Genomic DNA, 19,240 nt, shown 5'->3' on the forward strand with positions numbered 1-19,240 from the left:
GGCGCCGCTGATCGACCGAGAGGTACGTTCGCTCGATCAGCGGCCCAGGATAGTCCGCACCAACTTCACTCCCTGACCGAGAGATACCGTCGGCAGATACGCCCGCCCGACTGCGTTGCCGATACTCGGCAAAGCAGCGGGATCCGCGAACACCATGTGCATCGGGACGTATCTGGGCTGGAACTTCGATTTGAAGGCCAGAAGTGAGCGGAACCCGTATACCGGTTCGAGCGTGCGGCCCAAGAGGTCGAGGACGTTGTCCATCACTGCCGAGAGCGTCGTCGCATCCTGCTCGTCGAGATTTGCCTCTCGATCCGAGGCAACCTTGGCGAGTGGCGCACCGGAGAGACTGAGGAACTCGACTCCCTCTTCTTCGAGTGTGAGGGCGGCCGACGCGATCAGAAATTCCATGGCCGGGCGGAAGCCTTCGGCGCGGCGTCGCATGAAATCGAGGGTCCAGCCGACGATCTGACCGTCTCGGTACACCGGCAGCCAGGACGTCACTCCGTGGACGGTGCGTTCCTCGTCGAGCGCGACCAGACATCTCACTTCATCGTCGTCGACCTCGTCGAGTCCGCCGAGGGTGAAACCCATCTCCGGCATTCCCTTATCTGCGACCCATTCCTCGGAAATCGCTACGATCTGGTCCTTGATCGCCAGCGGTGCGTGGGGGAATCGAATCCATTCGGCCGTGATGCCGGTCTTCTTCGCCCGATTCAGGGCGGTTCGGACATCCTGGAAGCGTTTGCCGGTGAATGCGATCTCTCCGAGATCAAGGACAGTCTCCTCCGCGACCTCGAGGCCACTCCAGCCCATCGAATCGGTGATTGCCCGCACATCGTCCGTAACCGAGTACAGGCACGGGATCCATCCGTTGTCGGACACGAACTCGGCAAATTCCTCGATCGTCCGTCGCATCCGATCCGGCGGACCCACCGGATCACCAGTCGTGAGTGCGACGCCGACGACGACGCGGTACGCAACGTAGCTGGAACCGTCGGAACTGAACCAGTACGAATTACCTTTCCAGGTCGTCATCCAGGACAGCGGACTGCCGGTGCCGGCGCGCAACATCGCTCGCGCACGGCCAGTTGCTCGTGGATCGATTTCATTGGCAGGTTTCAAGAGCGTCGCGAACACCAGAATCGATGCGGCGACCCAGAATACGACGCCGGTCCATTCGAAGAGCAACGTCGCTTCGACGTCGACGGGCAGGAGGCGAGGGTTGACCAACTGCAGATACACCGGTGGCACCAGTCGTTGGGGAAAATCTGCGAGAAGCATTAGTACGGTGGGCTCACGGTCGAATCCGTGCCGCGCCAGCATCCCACCCCCGACGTAGACGACGATCAAACCCGCCATGAGTGCCAATAGCGAGACACCCAGTTTGCGGTAGGTCCTGACCGGGGCAGCCACGTCGAAATACCGCCGCGTGAAAATCAGCATGATCAACACGAACAGTGGTGTAAGGAACGGCACGAGAGTCCGGTACACGTTGGGATCCCCGATGCCGTAGAACAAGCTGTCACTGTCGGCAGCCTCGATGAAGCGGACAACGAAGTTACCGATCGAGAGAATCAGCAGTACTACCTGAGCGCAGACCGCGGCGATCCACGCGAATCGTCGTCCGCGGCGCAATCCGTCGCTCAGTACGAGCACGAAGATCGACGGCATCAACGAAAGCAGGGTCGGGCCGACGCCGGAAAGTCGGAGTTCCAACAGTCCTCGCCGACAGTCGGGGTCGGTGGCCGACTCGGCGCACAGGTCCCGCACCTCGGACACCGTCCAGGGGACTCCGCGAAACAGATCGCGGAGAACGGCGAGCGGACCGACCGCTTGAGGCGACAGAGCGGCAATCATCGGGCCGATCGCGCTGGCCGCCACCACGATGGCAACCAGCACCCGGCCTTCACGTTGCGTTCCCACGATCCGATCGCCACGGGCAGATCTGCCCACGATCCACGCACCGATCACCAATCCGACAACCCCCGAGCACAATCGGATCACATCTTGTAACTGACCACTGAACAAGGCCAGCGTGATGGTCAGCGCCAGAATGCCGACGCGAATGCGTCGACGCCACAGCGTCCCCATGTTTGCACTCGCGACCATCAATGCGCCGACGATCCAGGCGCTGGCCCCCACGGCTATTCCGACGTGAAGGCGGAAACCCCAACTGGAGTCGAAGACTTTCGCAAGCGATGCCCATCCCAGTCCGAGTATGACTCCGAGGATCTGGGTACTGACGGCTGCGATGGCCAGTTTCCGAGTACCCATGCGGCGCTCGAGGGGTGCCGCAACGACGAACAACAGGATCGTCGCTCCGATGTATCGCAGCAGGTTGCCTTCCCACAACGCGGACGTGAGCGGTGTCCAGATCCGTCCGTGCTGCAGCGAACCCATCCCGGTCGCGATGTGATAGGCAAGGGCTCGCGACGGTCCATGCACGAGGCTTCCGGTTACCGCGCCCAATACCCACATGACAATGACCAGCGATGTGGTCATCGGAGCATCTCGGATACCGAAGCGAACGATGTGACCGACTTTGCCGACGTACCCGGCCAGGCGGTTCGTTGGACTCGCTAATTCCGGGGAACTGTCGATCTTCATCAACGTGCGGCTACTTTCTGCTGATCGACTGTGATGACCGCCTACAGACGTGCTTACCATCTCCCCTCACGCTATCTGTAGTGCAGCTCACTATGGCCAATACCACACCGCCTCGGGGGTCCTTACTACTACCAGTAGTACGTATTTCGTCGTGGGAGTCCGTAGAATCGAAGGATGGCAGGTCTAGGTGAACTCGAACGCGCAGTGATGGATCATTTGTGGTCCACCACGGAACCGCAAACTGTGCGGCAAGTACATGAAGCTCTCGCGACGCATCGCGAGTTGGCGTACACAACAGTGATGACGGTTTTGCAGCGTCTAGCGAAGAAGCATCTGGTAATTCAGCAACGTGACGACCGTGCGCATCGGTACCTTCCGGTGAACAAGCGTGAAGAGTTGGTTGCCAGTTTGATGGTCGACGCTCTCGCCCAGGCTCCGGAGTCCGGTGGCCGGGCAGCAGCATTGGTGCACTTCGTAGGCCAGGTCAACGCCGACGAAGCCGATGCCCTTCGGGAAGCGCTCGCAGCCCTCGAGGTTCGTGAATCCACGAAAAATGCTGCGCAGCCCGGAAACGTCTAGGCCTCACTGAATTATTCGTGCATGATGTCTAGGTCATGAACGCCACCACTGCACTGGCTTTCGGCCTCCTTGCATTGCTGCTCGCAGGACCGATCCCAGCACTCTTGAGCCGCTCGACGTGGCCGTACCGCGCGCCCCGCGCGGCGCTCGTCCTCTGGCAGGCTGTTGCCCTCGCTGCCGTGCTGTCAGCATTCAGTTCAGGTTTGGCAATTGCCAGTCAGCTACTGGTACCCGGTGCCGACGGGCGTCCGACTACGGCGCCGACCGCTGAAATCGACGCTCTCGGTTTGCCGTTGTGGATTCTGTACGTCGTGGTCTTCGCACTGACCCTGCTCATCGGCGCGAAGCTGATCTTCTCGATCATCCAGGTGGGGGTGCGCACGCGTCGTCGACGCTCGCGTCATCGAATCCTGGTGGATCTACTCGACGACTGCGCAATGCCGGCTTCGGTGGAACGAACTCCCGACCTGCGGGTTATCGATGTCGAAGAGCCGATCGCCTACTGCCTGCCCGGAATCCGCCAGCGTGTGGTGTTGAGTCAGGGAACGTTGCAGAATCTCGACCACGCCGAGGTCAAGGCGATCCTGACGCACGAGCGGTCACATCTGCGTGCCCGCCATGATTTGGTTCTCGAAGCCTTCACTGCCGTGAACCATGCTTTCCCCCGTTTCGTTCGTAGCAAGTCCGCGCTGGGATCTGTACAGCTTCTCGTGGAATTGCTCGCCGACGATTCGGCTGTGCGGGTCACCGGTCCGACGCCACTCGCCCGGGCGCTCGTCGCATGTGCCGGCTCGACCGCACCGCGCGGCGCAATGGCTGCGGGTGGCCCCTCCACATTGATTCGTGTGCAACGACTCTCGGCAGATGACGCCGATCCGCGCATTGCGGTCTGCGCATATCTCGGAGCGGTTGCCATTCTGGTGGTGCCGACCGTTGCAGTCGCCGTGCCGTGGCTCACAGAGCTTCGGCTGCTTTTCAACGCCTACTGATGCTTGACCAGCGAAACTAGGTGTAGTAGTACAGGTCACAGACCGGGCTACCTGACTTAGGCAGGGCATGTGGCGTACAGTGGATCACGGCCACCATCGTGGTTCATCAACATTTAATGGCACACAGCCCAATTCCCCGCAGTATGCGTTCGGATTGCCAGGTGACATGTGCCCTGGCTCGTCCCTTTGCGAACTGTGTCGTGTGTTCAAGCATGGCTTCTTCCGCTCCGCGACGTGCCCGTAGTCCGGAGAGGTTTCCGCGTGACCAACGCTGTCCAAATGTCGTCTTCCGAGAACATCACAGATGTCGCAGAAGATGTAGTCGTTATCCCCGCTCGTGAAGAAGAAGTTGCTACCGAAGCAGTTTCCGCCGAGCCCACCGTTACGTTTGCTGAAATCGGCTTGCCTGAGCAGCTCGTTGCCGCACTTGCGCGCAACTCCATCACCAGCCCGTCCCCCATCCAGGCGCTCGCAATTCCCGATGCGCTCAATGGAATCAACGTTCTGGGCCGCGCCCAGACCGGTTCGGGTAAGACGCTGGCCTTCGGCCTGCCGATGCTGACCCGCCTCGCGCGCCACGAAGATCGTCCGGCAGCCAAGCGCCCCCGCGCCCTGGTTCTGGTCCCGACCCGTGAACTCGCATTCCAGGTCGTCGAATCATTGACCGCTTATGCCGGCGCTCTCGGACTCACCGTCCGCCCCGCCGTCGGTGGCACACCTTTCTCCAAGCAGGTCGACCAGCTCCGACGCGGCGTCGACATCCTGGTGGCAACACCGGGCCGTCTCGGCGACCACCTGCGTCAGGGCACCTGCATCCTCGACTCGGTGGAAATCACTGCACTCGACGAAGCTGACCAGATGGCCGACATGGGCTTCCTGCCCGAGGTTCGTTCGATCCTCGGCGAGACCCCGGCCGACGGACAGCGTCTGCTGTTCTCCGCAACTCTCGACCGTGAGGTCCAGTCGCTGGTTCGCCAGTTCCTGTCCAACCACGTCACGCACTCCACCGAAGACGGCCGCGCCAGCGTCGACACCATGGAGCACTATGTCCTCCTCGTCGATCGCGGCCAGAAGGACTCCGTCCTCTCCGAGATCGGCGCCCGTGACGGACGCACCATCATGTTCGCTCGCACCAAGCTCGGTTGCGAAGGCATCACCGATCGCCTCCGCGCAGTCGGTATCGCTGCCGAGTCACTTCACGGTGGCAAGGCACAGAACCAGCGCACCCGCGTCCTCGAGCGTTTCAAGACCGGCCGCACTCCGGTCCTCGTCGCCACCGACGTCGCTGCCCGCGGCATCCACGTCGACGGCATCGACCTCGTTGTGCACGTCGATCCCCCGGCAGATCACAAGGACTACCTTCACCGCGCAGGCCGTACGGCTCGTGCAGGCGAGAAGGGCACCGTCGTTGCGATCGTTCTGCCGAACCAGAAGCGTGGCTTCAAGCGTCTGACCAGCATGGCCGGCGTCGACGCCGCTGCTGTTCCCGTCACCCCGGGTTCCGCTGAACTCACTCGCATCACCGGCGCCAAGAAGCCGACCGGAGAACCCTTGCGCGAGAGCTCTTCTCGTGGCGAGCGTTCCTTCGGCGGTGGCGGCGGATCGCGTGGCTACCAGGGCAACCGTTCGTCCGGTGGATACCAGGGCAACCGCGAAGGCGGCGGATACCAGGGCAACCGTTCGTCCGGTGGATACCAGGGCAACCGCGACGGCGGCGAAAGCCGCGGCGGCTACCAGGGCAGCCGTCCGTCCACGGGTGGCTACCAGGGAAACCGTGACGGCGGCGAAAGCCGCGGCGGCTACCAGGGCAGCCGTCCGTCCACCGGTGGCTACCAGGGAAACCGTGACGGCGGCGAAAGCCGCGGTGGATACCAGGGCAACCGCGAAGGTGGCGGATACCAGGGCAACCGCGACAGCCGGCCCTCCACCGGTGGCTACCAGGGAAACCGCGAAGGTGGCGGATACCAGGGCAACCGTTCGTCGGGTGGCTACCAGGGCAACCGCGAAGGTGGCGAAAGCCGCGGCGGCTACCAGGGCAACCGCGACAGCCGCCCGTCCACCGGTGGCTACCAAGGCAACCGCGAAGGTGGCGAAAGCCGCGGCGGCTACCAGGGCAACCGCGACAGCCGCCCGTCCACCGGCGGCTACCAGGGAAACCGCTCCTCGGGCGGATACCAGGGCAGCAACTCGTCCGGTGGATACCAGGGCAACCGCGACAGCGGAGACCGCGCTGCATCGACCAGCGGTGGTGGCTTCCGTAGCCGCACCGATCGTCGTAGCTACGACGGTTTTGACGGCCCGAAGCGCGACCAGCGCTAAACACCCGTTGAGCTGCGGCTCATCAACTGAATACTGATTACACGCCGGCCACGCCGGACGCTGTATCGAGACGGATGCAGGTCACTGCAATAAAGTGATCTGCATCCGTGCTTTGTATGCACGGTCTGTTGTTCACGCGCGTCGTGGCCACAGAATTTTTTTGCTGCGTGAGGCGCAGGATTTCACAGCCGCGGACCGAGAGGGAAAGCTGTAAGCATGTCAACCAATAGCACCGAATCACCCCGAGCTCAGATCGGCGTCACCGGCCTGGCCGTCATGGGTTCGAATATTGCCCGCAATTTCGCCCGCCACGGACACACCGTTGCCCTGCACAACCGAAGCATCGCGAAGACCGATGCGCTGATCGCCGATCATGGTTCCGAGGGCGATTTCGTGCGTACCGAAACCATCGAAGAGTTTGTTGCCGCGCTGCAGAAGCCGCGTCGCGTCCTGATCATGGTCAAGGCCGGCGATCCCACGGATGCCGTCATCGAAGAGCTCGCGAATGCGATGGAGCCCGGCGACATCATCATCGACGGCGGCAACTCGTTGTACACCGACACGATCCGTCGCGAGGCTGCGATCCGTGCCCGCGGACTGCATTTCGTCGGCGCTGGAATCTCCGGTGGCGAAGAAGGCGCACTCAACGGTCCCTCGATCATGCCGGGCGGCCCGAAGGAGTCCTACGAGGCTCTCGGCCCCCTTCTCGAGTCCATCTCGGCTCACGTCGACGGCACCCCGTGCTGCACACACATCGGCCCCGACGGTAGTGGCCACTTCGTCAAGATGGTGCACAACGGCATCGAGTACGCCGACATGCAGCTCATCGGTGAGGCGTACAACCTTTTCCGCGACGCTCTGGGCTACGACGCCGGCCAGGTGGCCGACGTCTTCACCGAGTGGAACAAGGGCACTCTCGAGTCGTACCTGATCGAGATCACGGCCGAGGTCCTGCGTCAGGTTGACGCCGAGACCGGCAAGCCGTTGGTCGACGTCATCGTCGATGCTGCCGAGCAGAAGGGCACGGGTCGTTGGACGGTCAAGTCCGCTCTGGATCTGGGCGTGCCGGTCACCGGTATCGCCGAGGCTGTGTTCGCTCGCGCGCTCTCGGGTAGCCGCACGCAGCGCGCTGCCGCTCAGGCTCTGGATCTGGCTTCCGGTGCGCTCGGCGACAAGCCGTCCGATGCCGAGCAGTTCGCGGCAGATATTCAGGCTGCGCTATACGCGTCGAAGATCGTGGCGTACGCGCAGGGCTTCGACCAGATCGCCGCCGGCAGTGCCGAATACAACTGGGACGTCAAGCCTGCTGACCTGGCAACCATCTGGCGCGGCGGCTGCATCATTCGGGCGCAGTTCCTCAACCGCATCAAGGATGCCTACGAGACGGATCCGGCGCTGCCGAGCTTGATTCTGGCTCCGTACTTCCGTGAAGCCATCGAGGCCGGTATCGACAGCTGGCGACGTGTTGTCGCCACTGCGACGATGCTCGGTATCCCGGTTCCGGCGTTCGCGTCGTCGCTCTCGTACTACGACGGTCTGCGTGCGAAGCGTCTGCCCGCTGCGTTGACTCAGGGTCAGCGTGACTTCTTCGGCGCTCACACCTACGAGCGCGTCGACAAGCCGGGCAAGTTCCACACGTTGTGGAGCGGCGACCGTAGCGAAATCGAGGCCTGACTCACATCGGGTTCCGGTGGGCAGAGTTCGCTCTGCCCACCGGGTACCCTGGGTAAATGCCTGAATCGACGATCGACTCGCCCACCTCTACCGACGGGCGCTCGTTCATCGACCTCGGAATCCCCGCCGTGATGGTGCATGCTTTGCGCCGCAGTGGGATTGATGCCCCGTTCCCCATCCAGGCCGCAACCATCCCTGATGTTCTTGCCGGCCGTGACGTCCTCGGACGCGGTGCGACGGGTTCCGGAAAGACTTTGGCCTTCGGGCTTCCGATGCTGGTTCGCCTCAAAGGTGGGGCGAGCAAACGGAATCGTCCGCGCGGTTTGGTGCTCGCTCCCACCCGCGAACTTGCGATCCAGATTCACAAAGCACTCGATGACGCGGCAACCGAGGTCGGTTTGCGCGTTGCCAGTGCGGTGGGCGGTGTCCCGATCAAGCGTCAGGCCGACATCCTGGCCCGCGGTGTCGATCTGCTGATCGCCACTCCCGGACGGTTACTCGATCTGGTCGAGCAGAAGTCGGTACTCCTCGACGACGTCGTGATCACCACCATCGACGAGGCCGACCACATGGCTGACATGGGGTTCATCGACGAGGTCGCGAAGATTCTTGATACGACTCCGAAAGATGGTCAACGCCTTCTCTTTTCGGCAACCCTGGACGGTAAGGTCGACGATCTGGTCGCCGGTTACCTGCGCAATCCGGCATCGCATTCCACAGCTCCCCCGGTAGCCACCGTGTCGACGATGGACCATCACCTGCTCTTCGTGGACCCGGTGGACAAGAGATCCGTTGTCGCCCACGTCGCTTCGCGTGCCGGGCGCACCATTATGTTCGTCAAGACCAAGCACGGAGTGGATCGTCTGGCTCAGCAGCTGCATTTGATCGGTGTGTCTGCCGGATCTCTGCACGGAGGTAAGACGCAGAACAACCGAACCAAGACTCTCGCCTCCTTCTCCGACGGCACCACGCCCGTACTGGTTGCCACCGATGTCGCTGCCCGCGGCATCCATGTCGACGACGTCACCCTCGTTGTCCATGTCGACCCGCCTGCAGAGGCAAAGGACTACCTGCACCGCGCCGGTCGCACCGCCCGCGCTGGTGAATCGGGTGTTGTGGTCACCATCGTCACCGACGACGAGCGCGAAACCGTCGAAAAGCTCACCAAAGCGGCGGGCGTGAAGGTGCACAGCGTGCGTGTTCGCCCGAATGATCTCGAGCTCACCCGCATTACCGGAGCGATGGAACCGACGGGCATTCCCGTTGCAGCGCCGGACACCACGGTCGAGGTCCAGCACACAGCTAAGCGTGGCCGTCAGGAACACGACACCGCGGGCCGCACCGCAGTCGGTGGCCGCATGAAGAAGGAAGGCGACAAGCGCGCCGCACCTTCGCGTCGGGTCAGCGATCCCAAGAGTGTGAAGAAGATCCGTGCGGACGGCACGCCTGTCCCCACTCGGGCGGAGCGTTTGGCATCCAAGGGCCTGACACCGCGCCGCGGAACGGGCATGCCCAACTCTGGTCGCCCAACCGCCGGAAAAGCTGGCGGCAAACGCGCACACTGAGATCTATGGGCGATCTACCACTGATCTCGATAATCTGTGCTCTTGCTGCCGCACTGCTGTTCGCATGTGCTTCGGTGGCCCAACAGCGGGCCGCGTCGGCGGTAGCGGAAGACGAGGCGCTGGTCGCGTCGTTGATTCGGAGTCCGCGCTGGTGGGCGGGTCTGCTCGGCGACGGCGGCGGGTACGTCATGCAGGCGTTGGCGCTCTCGCTCGGTTCGGTGTTGGTGGTCCAGCCGCTGATCGTGTCGTCGCTGCTGTTCGCACTGCCGTTGTCCGCGAAGTTCTCGGGTATCCGGATCACTCGATATGCGTGGTCCTGTGCCGTCATGCTGGCTATTGCGTTGGCGGTGTTCTTGGTTGTCGGTGACCCCACCGAAGGCAACAGCAATGCTGCCTTCTCGGATTGGATTGCGCCGCTGGCACTTACGGTGGGCTTCGCGGTTGTCGCCACCATCGCCGGGTTGTCGAAACTCGATGCCGGCTGGCGTGCATTGCTCCTAGGTGCGGCCGCGGGCATCTTCTTCGGCGTTGCGGTTGCCTTCACCAAGTACGTGACCGATCTGCTCGGGCACGGATTGACCGGAGTCCTCAGCGCGTGGCAAACCTGGGCGTTGATCGCATCCGGGGCTGTCGGCGTCTACCTACAGCAACGAGCATTCCAAGTGGGCCCGTTGTCGGCGTCGTTGCCGGCCTTGACCATCGCTGAGCCCATCGCGGCGATCTTCCTGGGAATGACGGTGCTCGACGAGAGGCTCCGTGTCGACGGTCCGGGAATTGCCCTCATCGGGTGCGCGGTGGCGGTCATGATCTTCACGACCATCGCGCTCTCGCGGTCGCAAGGCCGCGAAACACCCGGCGTAACTGCGCCGTCGCCGGTAGTCTCGTGAAGCGTGCAGTTCCTCGAAGGGCAACGCCCGCCATATGACCTGACCTACGACGACGTCTTCCTCGTCCCCAACCGGACCGATGTGACGTCCCGGTTCGATGTTTCTCTCGCATCGAACGACGGATCGGGAACCACCATTCCTGTCGTCGTCGCCAACATGACCGCTGTTGCGGGCCGCCGAATGGCTGAAACCGTCGCGCGCCGCGGTGGTCTCGTGATCATTCCCCAAGACATCCCGACGGAGGCCGTCGCCGAGACCGTGGCGTTCGTGAAGAGCCGTCATCTGGTTGCCGATACACCGGTGACCTTGAGCCCTGACGACGCCGTCTCCGACGCGTTGGCGTTGCTGTCCAAACGCGCTCATGGGGCGGTCATTGTCGCCGAGAACGACAAGCCGCTCGGTGTTGTCACCGAAGCTGCGTGTGCAGACGTCGACCGCTTCACCCGCCTACGTGCCGTAGCGATCACCGACTTCGTGACCGCACCGGTCACAGCGACGCCGCGTGAGGTGTTCGAACTTCTCGAGGCCAAGCACGATCCGCTGGCTGTGATCGTCAACGACGACGGCACCCTGGCCGGCGTTTTGACCCGTACCGGCGCCATTCGTGCCGGAATTTACGATCCCGCAGTGGACGCACGCGGCGCACTGCGCGTCGCGGCAGCGGTCGGTGTCAACGGCGATGTCGGGGCAAAGGCCAAGGCGCTTGTCGACGCCGGAGCGGACGTCATCGTCGTCGACACCGCGCACGGTCACCAACAACGCATGATCGATGCGCTGACCACACTCAAGGCCCTCGATCTAGGTGTGCCACTGGTTGCCGGAAACGTGGTGTCGGCGCAGGGAACCCGCGACCTCATCGCGGCCGGCGCCGACATCGTCAAGGTCGGCGTCGGACCCGGCGCTATGTGCACGACGCGCATGATGACGGGCGTCGGCCGTCCGCAGTTCTCAGCTGTTGCCGAATGTGCCGCCGCGGCCCGTGAGCTCGGTAAGCATGTCTGGGCCGACGGCGGTGTGCGTCATCCTCGCGATGTCGCACTGGCGCTCGCTGCCGGCGCGTCCAACGTGATGATCGGCTCGTGGTTCGCCGGAACGTACGAGTCCCCCGGCGATCTCAAGGTCGATCAGGCCGGAAACGCGTACAAGGAGAGCTTCGGAATGGCGTCCAAGCGTGCGGTCGCTGCGCGCACTGCCACCGAAACAGGCTTCGACCGGGCACGGAAGGGCCTGTTCGAGGAAGGCATCTCGAGTTCACGGATGCGCCTCGACCCGGAACGTCCGGGCGTCGAGGATTTGATCGACCAGATTTGTTCCGGTGTTCGCAGTACGTGCACGTACGCGGGCGCTCGTTCGCTGGAGGAACTTCACGAGAAAGCTGTGCTCGGAGTGCAGTCCGCTGCCGGGTTTGCCGAGGGACGCCCCCTTCCGTCGGGTTGGTGAGACGCAGGTAATGCCGATCGGCGGGTGCTCCGGTCCCAATACCGGAGCACCCGCCGGTATCATTGGACTCGGAAACATAAAGAAAACTCGGTCGGGAGCCCTACGGGTAACCCGACCGAGTCCGCTAGAGCCGAGAATTCTTCGGCCTCGACGAGAGGAACCCGGTGCCCGAGGCACCCACACACTTACCCGGCGCAACACCCGTCGTCATATCCGAGGAATCATCCGATTCCGCTGGTTCGGAGGGCTCCTCTAGCGAGCCGGGAGACAAACCCGGCGCGCTCCGCTCACGCTCAATTCTCAGGTGGCGATGACCCATGGACATCGTTTTCACCATTCTCAGCCTGCTCGGCTTCGTTGCCCTGACTGCAGGCACCGCCCTCTTCGTGGCGGCAGAATTCTCCCTCACTGCTCTCGAACGCAGCACTGTCGACGAAGCAGCACGTAACGGCGATCGTCGTTCGCGTCAGGTTCAGCACGCGCACAAGACACTCTCGTTCCAGTTGTCCGGCGCGCAACTCGGCATCACGATTACAACGCTCATCACCGGTTACCTCGCCGAACCTGTTCTGGCCCGCTTCATCACCCCGGTAGCGAAGGCCATCGGACTGAGTGAATCCGCATCCTCCACAACATCATTGGTGATCGCGCTGGTCCTCGCCACGTCGTTCTCGATGATCTTCGGTGAGCTTGTCCCCAAAAACTTGGCGATCTCCAAGCCGATGCCCACCGCGCGTGCGACCGCCGGCATGCAGGCCGGGTTCTCACTGATCTTCCGGTGGGCAATCAACGGACTCAACGGAGCCGCAAACTGGATCGTGCGCCGCATGGGCATCGAGCCTGCGGAGGAACTGCGCTCCGCACGGTCGCCTCAGGAACTCGGCTCACTGGTTCGGACGTCGGCGCAACGCGGTTCGATCGACAAGGGCACCGCGCTCCTGGTCGATCGGTCACTGCAGTTCGGTGAACGCACCGCAGAAGAATTGATGACTCCGCGAGTGAAGATCGAATCGTTGGAACTCTCCGACACCGTCGCGGATCTGATCGTGACAGCGTCACGGACCGGCTACTCACGGTTCCCCGTCGTGCGCGGCGACCTGGACGACACCGTCGGCGTCGTCCACATCAAGCACGCGTTCACCGTTCCGGCGGACCGTCGTCGTACGACGCGAGTCGACACCCTGGCCCAGCGCGTCCCCGTCGTACCGTCGAGCCTCGATGGTGACGCCGTCATGGAACGCATCCGTTCCGACGGCATGCAGGTAGCACTCGTGGTGGACGAGTACGGCGGAACTGCCGGAATCGTCACCATGGAAGACCTCATCGAGGAAATCGTCGGCGACGTGCGAGACGAGCACGACGAGCCCGAATTGGACGTGGGACGCGCCGGCGACGGCTGGTCCTGCTCCGGTCTCCTGCGTATCGACGAGGTCAACTCGGCTACCGGATATACGGCGCCCGAAGGCGACTACGACACGCTCGGCGGATTGGTGCTCACCGAATTGGGTCGCATCCCCGAGGAAGGTGATGAAGTCGAATTGCCTGACGTCGATTCCTCGGGCGATCATCGCGGAAAGTGGATAGCGCGGGTGACCAGCATGGACGGCCGACGTATCGACCGCGTGACCATCACCCCGGTACCGGGAGAGGTCGAACCCGAATCCGCTGACAACAAGAAGGAGTCCGACGATGAATAACCTCTTCGGCGTTCTCCTCACCGTCGTACTGTTGGCCGCCAACGCCTTCTTCGTCGCAGCGGAATTCGCACTGATCTCCGCCCGACGTGACCGCCTCGAAGCGTTGGTCGCTCAAGGCAAGAAACGCGCGCTGACCGTCATCAAGGCCGGTGAAAACCTGTCGCTGATGCTTGCCGCCGCGCAGTTGGGCATCACGATCTGTTCGATCCTGCTCGGTAAAGTCGCCGAGCCTGCCATCGCGCATCTCCTCGAGGTGCCGATGGAAGCCGTCGGCCTGCCCGACGGTCTGCTGCATCCGATTTCATTTGCCATCGCTCTGTCGCTGGTGGTTGTTCTTCACATCCTGCTCGGCGAGATGGTTCCGAAAAATATCGCCCTGGCCGGGCCGGAGAAGTCCGCGATGTTGCTGATTCCGGTGCACCTGGCGTTTCTCAAAGTTGCTCGACCGCTCATCTCGTTCTACAACCTCTGTGCAAACGGAACACTGAAGCTTCTGCGGGTCGAGCCGAAGGACGAACTCGACGTCACAGTTTCAGCAGTCGAGTTGTCCGCGATGATCGGCGAATCACGATCCGAAGGTCTCATCGACGCCGAAGAACACCGGAGGTTGACGCAGGCCCTCGAATCGACTGATCGCACCGTCTCCGAGGTTCTCATTCCCCTCGACAAGGTGCGCACCATCCCGCTGACGCCGTCCGGCACCACGCTGGGCGACATCGAGCGGGCTGTCATCGAGACGGGCTACTCGCGGTACCCCGTCCGGGCAACCGACGGCACTCTCGCCGGATATGTTCACCTCAAGGACGTGCTCGACGAGGTACTCGACGAAGCAGCCGGCCCCGACACCGTCGTTCCGACGTCGGATATCCGTCCCCTGCCCATCATTCCGCTCAGCACCCCACTGGCCGAAGCACTGGCAGGACTGCGCCGGGCAAGCTCGCACCTCGGTGCGGTCACCGACGCCGACGGCATTGTCATCGGCATCGTCGCCCTCGAAGATCTCCTCGAGGAGTACGTCGGAACAGTTCGCGACGGCACTCACCGCGGAACCGATGCTGTTCCCGGACAACGGAACAACTGACCCATGACACGTTCGGTGGCAACACTCGCACTCGCGCACAGCGAGTGGACGGCCCGGCAAGCACTCCATTTCGACAAGGTGGAGCAGCTTGTCGGGCCGCACCGAGCGCGTCGTAGTGCCGGGATCTCGCACCCCGTGCACGACTTTCTGTTCACGTATTACAACTTCAAGCCCGCCCAATTGCGGCGTTGGCATCCCGGGTACGGCGTGGCTTTGGAAAACGGTTCCTCGTACGCCGAGTTCTCCGGATATCGCGTCGATGAATCAGGTTGTGCAACCGTCGACGACTCCGTGTTGGAGCGTCGACGCAACACCGTCGAATTCGTGTGGAATCTCCTGAGCCGAACTGCCACTCGCCCTGCCGTTCTGGGATGCTTCGGCCTCCACGAATGGGCGATGGTCTACCGCGGCGGTGAGGAAGCAATCCGTCACCAGGCAGTTCCCCTTCGGCTCGGGTTCGCCGGTACCGACGCCGTCGTAGAGTCCTTGCCGCTCAAATGCACACACTTCGACGCATTCCGGTTCTTCACACCCGATGCTGCGCCCAAGAATGCCTTGACCCTGGTCCGGGACACGCAGATCGACTACGAGCAGCCCGGTTGCCTACATGCCGGTATGGACCTCTACAAATGGGCATTCAAACTATTGCCGCTGGTCGATTCGGATTTGGTGATGAAGTGCTTCGAGCACGCACTTCTGGCCCGCGAACTCGACATGCGCGCCAGCCCCTACGATCTGAGCGAATACGGGTATTCCCCGATTGCGATCGAAACTCCGGCCGGCCGCGCCGAGTACGTTCGTCAGCAACAGCAGCTGGCTGATCGGGCACTACCGCTGCGGGCCGCTCTGACGCAGCAGTGCCAAGTTCTGCTCGAGATGTAACGCACTGTCGGTATACGGGAGGATCACGCATGGAGCATGGGTACGGGTTCTATCTGGACGAGTATCTGCGCGATGTCGGACTACAGGTCGACAACCGCCGCGAGTTTATCGAATGCCCTGATTCCGCGGGATACCTCTCGGCGCATCTTCCCGTGTTCGATCTGGCTGCGGGTTCGGTGGCAGCCTTTGCTTCGGCGATCGATCGCGCGACCGTGCGTAATCGTCCACAAGTTCACGATGTAGGCGGAAACCCGCGAGTTGACGCAAGTTCTGTGCACTCGAGCACGGGAAGCGCCCGCTGGAAACTCGATCCGCAACGAATTGCCGCCTCCTTCACCAGCGACCGACTACTGCGGATAGGCGGTCAGCCCGTTGACGCGTTCTCGCAATACTCCGGCTTCTTTGCCGCCCGTGACGGCTGGCTACGCACCCACGGAAACTATCCGCACCATCGGGACCGCCTCCTCACGATCCTCGAACTAGCACCGGGCGCCTCCAAAGCGGAAGTCGCGCACCGCATATCCGCAAGGGATGCGATAGAGATCGAGCAGGCCGCTGCCGAGAACGGTGCCATTGCAGTGCGCGTGCGCACCGAGAACGAATGGCGGTTGAGCGAGCAGTCCGCTGCGGCACGGTCGGCGCCGCTTGTATCCATTCGGGACAGGGCCGCTGGAGCGCCACGGGAGCGTCCGACGCGTTTCCGTGTTCTCGACCTCACGCGTGTCATTGCCGGTCCGGTCGCGACGCGTGCCCTTGCGCTTCTCGGCGCCGACGTCTTACGCATCGATCCCCCGGTTATCCCCGAAATCGAATGGCAGCACCTCGACACCGGTCAAGGGAAGCGCTCAGCTGTCCTCGATCTGAAGAACGCCGACGGGTTGGCAATTTTCCGGAACCTTCTAGGGAGCGCTGACGTGCTGGTCACGGGCTACCGGCCCGGCGCAATCGAATCCCTGATCGGGCAAGAACTCCCCGCGCACTTGATACACGGACGTGTCAGCGCATGGGGCTGGGACGGACCGTGGGCGGATCGGCGCGGATTCGACTCCATCGTTCAGGCTGCATCGGGAATTTCGTTCCTCGAAGGCGTCGACAAGCCCGGGGCGCTGCCCGCCCAGGCACTTGATCATGCGACCGGATACTTCCTCGCTGCGGGAATCGTGGATGCACTGACCTTGCGCGCCCAGGACGGTAGCGGACGCGATGTCGACGTAGCTTTGGCCCGAACCGGGGCGCGACTGCTCGATGCCCCGGGCCGAAACCTCCACCCCGATCCACCCACCGCACCCGGGGAAGACGTCGTCGTCACCCACGGTGAGGTAACAACAGCCCGGCCGGCGCTCGCCGAATTCGACGATTATCCGGCGCCGCCACATGCGTGGGGAACTGATCAGCTGACTTGGTTCGACCGTTCTCCGTAGGCCGACGCGGGCGTATCGTGAAGACAGCCGATGAGGCGCGCCTTCATTGCGCCTATCAGTGCGGATGGCTTCTCACACGTGTGACACGGCGAAGTTGCTCGGTTGGGAGGTTGTCCATGCACGGTAACCCTTCTGGTGGATCGAGCGCATCGCAATTCCTTTCTCCACCAAGGCGTGTGGCAATCGCGGGAGATTGGCATGCCAATACCCGATACGGCACGGAAGCAATAGCGCACGCGCGCAAACGCAATGCGGATGTTGTGGTCCACCTTGGAGATTTCGGGTTCACCTTCACCGAGCCCTATCTGAATGCTCTCGACGGTGCGCTCGAGGAACACGATCTTGTCCTCGGATTTGTCGACGGCAACCACGAGAATTTCGACTGGCTACTCGCACAACCCATCGCACCGGATGGATTGCGGTATCTACGCGATCGGATCGTTCATCTCCCCCGTGGGTTCCGTTGGTCGTGGGGCGAGACACGTTGCCTGGCAGTCGGTGGCGCGTACTCGATCGACCGCATTCTCCGGATGCCGGGTAGAGCGTGGTGGCCCCAGGAAGTCTTGACTGCCGACGATGTCCGAGACATCGCCGGGGCCGGCGGTGCAGACGTCATGTTCTGCCACGACTGCCCCTCCGGCATCACCGGGCCGGCGATGGACCGAGCCCGGTACGGATTCCCGGAGGCAGAACTGTCTGCCTCCGAAGCGAACCGGGCGAAACTGAGGCAGATCGTCGACGGCGTACGACCCCGTCGCCTCTGGCATGGCCATTTCCACCACCGTTACCAGGCGATCCTCGAGGGAATCGACTATCGGACGGTCGTCGACGGACTCGGACGCGACAAGGGTCCGATCGACAACAACATGGTCGTGATCAACCTCGACGACCTAGGGCGACACCGAATCGTGGGATAGGCGTGCCCGTGCACCCTAGGTACACAAAGGGGGCACTTGTGGCCACCAAAATAAAGACTCAATATTGGCCGCAACCGGCCACACCAAATCACCACGCACGACCGAAATGTCCGATATCTTCCAATCGGTGGTCGCCTTCCCGCGACCGCCCACGCAGCCCGCCAACGGGGTGCGAACAACCTGAAGGGCACACATCTGTGACTGTTCTCGATCGGCGACACCCACCCCAGCGAGGGCGCAAAGCTGCCGCAGCATTCAGCGCTACCGCGGTAGCCGTCACCGTCACCCTCGGCGCCGCGGTCGGTACCGCAGCCGCGGACACCGTCGTAAATACCATCACTGTCAACAACTATCCGACTGCATTGGCGATCACCCCCGACGGTGCCCACGCCTACGTCATCAGCGCCATCGGCGACACGGTATCGGCGATCGATATCGACCCCGAATCCCCCACCGTCAACACCGTCACCGCCACCATCCAGGTCGACGAAACGCCGACTGGGGTGTCGATCACCCCTGACGGCAGTCGCGCCTACGTCACCAACCAGTGGGGCCACTCAGTGTCGGTAATCGACACCGATCCCGAATCCCCCACCGTCAACACCGTCACCGCCACCATCCCCGTCCTAGATAATCCGATGGGGATCGCGATCGCCCCCAACGGCAAACACGCCTACATCGCCAACTACAAAGTCAACTGGGGTGGAACCACGGCGTCGGTAATCGATATCGACCCCGAATCCCCCACCGTCAACACCGTCACCGCCACGATCCCCGTCGGTTGGGGTCCGATGATGGTTGCGGTCACCCCTGACAGTTCCCGTGTCTACGTCACCAACACCGAAGACCGCACCGTGTCGGTAATCGATGCCGATCCCACATCCCCCACCGTCAACACCGTCACCGGGACAATCCCGGTCGGCGGGAATCCGGCGGGGATCGCATTCACACCCGACGGCAGTCGCGCCTACGTCACCAACCGAGAGAACGGCACGGTATTGACCATCGATACCGATCCCACATCCCCCACCGTCAATACCGTCACCTCCACCATCCCGGTCGGCGGGAATCCGGCGGGGATCGCATTCACACCCGACGGCAGTCGCGCCTACGTCACCAACCGAGAGAACGGCACGGTATTGACCATCGATACCGATCCCACATCCCCCACCGTCAATA

The 19,240-nt window shown here is 62.7% G+C and carries 14 protein-coding genes; 13 read left to right on the forward strand and 1 reads right to left on the reverse strand.

Going from position 1 to position 19,240, the window contains the following annotated elements; translation table 11 throughout:
* Positions 1-36 precede the first annotated feature (36 nt).
* Complete coding sequence (locus MTX36_RS27455; protein ID WP_374230555.1) at positions 37-2,610, reverse strand: rhomboid family intramembrane serine protease; 2,574 nt, start codon at positions 2,608-2,610, stop codon at positions 37-39.
* 174 nt (positions 2,611-2,784) lie between these two features.
* On the opposite strand from MTX36_RS27455, the gene MTX36_RS27460 reads away from it, so the two are divergent.
* The 13 genes from MTX36_RS27460 to MTX36_RS27520 all read left to right on the forward strand — a co-directional run.
* Positions 2,785-3,189, forward strand: coding sequence for a BlaI/MecI/CopY family transcriptional regulator (locus MTX36_RS27460; protein ID WP_243622825.1), 405 nt, complete (start codon positions 2,785-2,787; stop codon positions 3,187-3,189).
* 35 nt (positions 3,190-3,224) lie between these two features.
* Positions 3,225-4,178 carry a M56 family metallopeptidase gene (locus tag MTX36_RS27465; protein ID WP_243622826.1) on the forward strand — a complete coding sequence of 318 codons (954 nt, stop codon included), beginning with the start codon at positions 3,225-3,227 and terminating at the stop codon, positions 4,176-4,178.
* A 261-nt stretch (positions 4,179-4,439) separates the two neighbouring features.
* A complete protein-coding gene (locus MTX36_RS27470) occupies positions 4,440-6,497 on the forward strand; it encodes a DEAD/DEAH box helicase (RefSeq protein WP_243622827.1) in 2,058 nt (685 codons plus the stop codon).
* Positions 6,498-6,713: 216 nt separating this feature from the next.
* A complete protein-coding gene (gene gndA, locus MTX36_RS27475) occupies positions 6,714-8,171 on the forward strand; it encodes an NADP-dependent phosphogluconate dehydrogenase (RefSeq protein WP_243622828.1) in 1,458 nt (485 codons plus the stop codon).
* A gap of 56 nt (positions 8,172-8,227) precedes the next feature.
* Positions 8,228-9,736 carry a DEAD/DEAH box helicase gene (locus MTX36_RS27480; protein WP_243622829.1) on the forward strand — a complete coding sequence of 503 codons (1,509 nt, stop codon included), beginning with the start codon at positions 8,228-8,230 and terminating at the stop codon, positions 9,734-9,736.
* A 5-nt stretch (positions 9,737-9,741) separates the two neighbouring features.
* Positions 9,742-10,623 (forward strand): DMT family transporter, encoded by an 882-nt coding sequence (locus tag MTX36_RS27485; RefSeq protein ID WP_243622830.1) that lies wholly within the window; start codon positions 9,742-9,744, stop codon positions 10,621-10,623.
* 3 nt (positions 10,624-10,626) lie between these two features.
* Positions 10,627-12,063, forward strand: a complete 1,437-nt coding sequence (locus tag MTX36_RS27490; protein WP_243622831.1) for a GuaB1 family IMP dehydrogenase-related protein — start codon at positions 10,627-10,629, stop codon at positions 12,061-12,063.
* A gap of 317 nt (positions 12,064-12,380) precedes the next feature.
* Positions 12,381-13,760 carry a hemolysin family protein gene (locus MTX36_RS27495; RefSeq protein ID WP_243622832.1) on the forward strand — a complete coding sequence of 460 codons (1,380 nt, stop codon included), beginning with the start codon at positions 12,381-12,383 and terminating at the stop codon, positions 13,758-13,760.
* The gene (locus MTX36_RS27500) at positions 13,753-14,841 is read left to right on the forward strand and encodes a hemolysin family protein (protein WP_243622833.1); all 1,089 of its coding nucleotides are present in this window, start codon (positions 13,753-13,755) and stop codon (positions 14,839-14,841) included. Before MTX36_RS27495 ends, MTX36_RS27500 begins: the two co-directional genes overlap by 8 nt.
* A 3-nt stretch (positions 14,842-14,844) precedes the next feature.
* Positions 14,845-15,723: a 3-methyladenine DNA glycosylase gene (locus tag MTX36_RS27505; protein WP_243622834.1), complete on the forward strand. Its 879-nt coding sequence runs from the start codon at positions 14,845-14,847 to the stop codon at positions 15,721-15,723.
* 29 nt (positions 15,724-15,752) lie between these two features.
* A complete protein-coding gene (locus tag MTX36_RS27510) occupies positions 15,753-17,144 on the forward strand; it encodes a CoA transferase (RefSeq protein ID WP_243622835.1) in 1,392 nt (463 codons plus the stop codon).
* A 176-nt stretch (positions 17,145-17,320) separates the two neighbouring features.
* A complete protein-coding gene (locus MTX36_RS27515) occupies positions 17,321-18,061 on the forward strand; it encodes a metallophosphoesterase (protein ID WP_374230556.1) in 741 nt (246 codons plus the stop codon).
* Between the two features lie 197 nt (positions 18,062-18,258).
* On the forward strand, positions 18,259-19,240 hold a 982-nt coding region (locus MTX36_RS27520), incomplete at its 3' end, for a YncE family protein (RefSeq protein ID WP_243622837.1).

Source organism: Rhodococcus sp. ARC_M6 (assembly GCF_022810305.1).
Classification (GTDB): domain Bacteria; phylum Actinomycetota; class Actinomycetes; order Mycobacteriales; family Mycobacteriaceae; genus Rhodococcus_F.